Raw genomic sequence first — 2297 nt, forward strand, 5'->3', positions numbered from 1 at the left:
CGTATCCGCCCTATGAACTACATATTTGATTCCTGCAGTTTTCTTTTATAATTCTGCGGATACAAGTCTTTCAGGTTCTTGTGGTTTATGGTCGTGATGTTTTCCAGCGTGTATTTCAGCCACTGGAAGGGATTCACTTCGTGTTTTTTGCAGATGGCGAAGAAGGAATAGATCATGGCGGCCCGCTGGGCGGCTTCATGGCTTCCGGCGAAGAGGTAGTTCTTCCGACCTAAACAGCATGGGCGAAGCGCATTTTCGCATAGATTATTATCTATTTGCAGGTTGCCATCGTACAAGTAAGCCGACAGCCCATCCCATCTGACGTAAGCATAAGCCATCGCTTTGCCGATCTGGGTTTTAGGTAACGTATTCTTTATCTCTTCAAAGATCCACTTCCCCAGCTCGTTGATCACCGGCAGCGATTTTTCCAGGCGCAGTGTTTTTGTCTGTTCCGGTGTAAGCTTCTCTTGTTTAGCCTGTCTTTCTACCGCATATAATTGCTGGACCATGAGCAGGGCTTTTTCTGCCCTGGACCGGTCATTATCCAAGGCGCGCTCGAACTCTCTTCTTGCATGCGCCCAGCAGGCCAGATGGGTTACGTTTTTGCTCCGTGCATACTTTTCGTAAACGGCATACCCGTCCGTCTGCAGGTACCCCCGGAAGCTGCCCAGTATGGGCAACGGTGCGCTGCTGCCCCGGGTAGGGCTATAGTCAAACAATACCGTCCCGTCCAACGGGGCATGGTATACCCAATAGTATCCCTGGTGGGCAGCCCCTTTTTTATCGCTGTCCAGTACTTTTATCGGGGTCTCGTCCACCTGAAGATAGCCTTTGGCTTTGGTGTCGAAGACGAGTTGCTCATAAAGCGGGTGGAGTTTGATGAGCGCCTCTTTTGTCCAGCCCTCGATCGTGGAGGAAGGTATCCGGATGTTTTCCCTTGCGAAGCGCTGTTTCTGGCGGTAGAGCGGCAGGTGGTCCACGTATTTATCGGTCAGGATCATGGCCAGAAGGCCGGCCCCGGGGATGCCCTTGTCGATCACCCGCTCGGGAAGCTCGCCGATTTTCACCCCATCACAGCTTTTAGCAGCATATTTATAGCGGATATACCGTTTGATATAGAACTTTGCCGGCTCGCATTCCAGTTCCTCGGTCACCTCTTTCCCGATACAGACCATATCCGAGAGGTCACCCTCCGGGTGGATCTCGATTTCTTCTACCGGTAAGTGCTCAGGAAGTTTCGCGCGCCCTTTGTGGTTGGGGCGTTTGCGGACGTATTCAATCTTTTCTTTTATTTCCTCTCCCTGCTGCTCTGCCGCGGCGGGTTCCGCATCGAATGGCAGGGATGTCTGGTTAGGGTCACCTTCAAAGCGTTCGCGGCTCTGGCCGAACTGCATCCGCCTGTACATGGCCAGCTGCGATTCCAGGTAATCTATCTTTTCATCGCGCTCGGCCAGGGCCCGGTCACGGTCGGAAACCATCGCTAAAAGGTCTTTTTTTGACAGGTTTTCCAGTGCCGTTTGCATGGCATAAAAATACAAATAACCAGCGGGCTTGGCAAGCAAAAAACGATGTTTTTGATTGTTTTAAACCACTTTTTTTAGTGAGAACCGGTGCCGCCTGCGGCTCTTCTCCACAACGATCCCCTCCACCATCAGCACCAGCTCGCTCCAGTCGATCTCCCCGCCCGGCGATCTGGTTTTGGGCAGCGGGAAGGTGCCGCCCTCCAGCCTTTTGTAATACAGCACGAACCCGCCATGCTCCCAGTGCAAAAGCTTCATGTGCGTTCGGCGCCGGTTCAGGAAAACGAACACATCACCGCCTGTGGACCCACGGCACAAACCCGAGGACACCAGCCCGCAAAGCCCGTCAAAACTTTTCCTCATATCGCAATGGCCGCCGTACAGATAATAACGGTGCGAGGAACCCAGCGAAAACATCAGGCAAGGGCAATCAGCCTGGACAATAGTCCAAGGTCCGCCGAAGGCACTTCCAACCGCACACCGTTGGGATAGATAACCGACAGGACAGGATGACCTGCCGCCCTGGGTGAAACCATCGGAATAAAACCGCTATCCCCGGCGGATTGATCTTCTTTCCAGCGGCTGATCCAATAACTGAACTTGCCCAGGGTGATGCCATGCTGCAGGCAGAACTCCTGCCGGGTCAAACCACTCTCACGCCACTGGCCAACAAGGGTAAACATGTAATCTCTACGCTCTTTCATAAATATATTATTTTGGGCGTAAAGCTAAAGACGATCAATTAATCAGAAAATATGCAGTTGGTCGGGCGGATAC

General features: G+C 52.5%; 3 protein-coding genes. All 3 read right to left on the bottom strand.

The window, feature by feature from the left end; genetic code table 11:
* Positions 1 to 17: 17 nt before the first annotated feature.
* The 3 genes from ACFQRK_RS23870 to ACFQRK_RS23880 are packed head-to-tail and all read right to left on the bottom strand — an operon-like array spanning position 18 to position 2224.
* Positions 18 to 1523, bottom strand: a complete 1506-nt coding sequence (locus tag ACFQRK_RS23870) for an IS66 family transposase (RefSeq protein WP_379010938.1) — start codon at positions 1521 to 1523, stop codon at positions 18 to 20.
* A gap of 60 nt (positions 1524 to 1583) precedes the next feature.
* Positions 1584 to 1937 carry an IS66 family insertion sequence element accessory protein TnpB gene (gene tnpB / locus ACFQRK_RS23875; RefSeq protein ID WP_379010939.1) on the bottom strand — a complete coding sequence of 118 codons (354 nt, stop codon included), beginning with the start codon at positions 1935 to 1937 and terminating at the stop codon, positions 1584 to 1586.
* A complete protein-coding gene (locus ACFQRK_RS23880) occupies positions 1937 to 2224 on the bottom strand; it encodes an IS66 family insertion sequence element accessory protein TnpB (protein WP_379010940.1) in 288 nt (95 codons plus the stop codon). Before ACFQRK_RS23880 ends, tnpB begins: the two co-directional genes overlap by 1 nt.
* Positions 2225 to 2297: the final 73 nt, after the last annotated feature.

The sequence above is a fragment of the Parapedobacter sp. GCM10030251 genome, assembly GCF_042666505.1.
Classification (GTDB): Bacteria; Bacteroidota; Bacteroidia; order Sphingobacteriales; family Sphingobacteriaceae; genus Parapedobacter.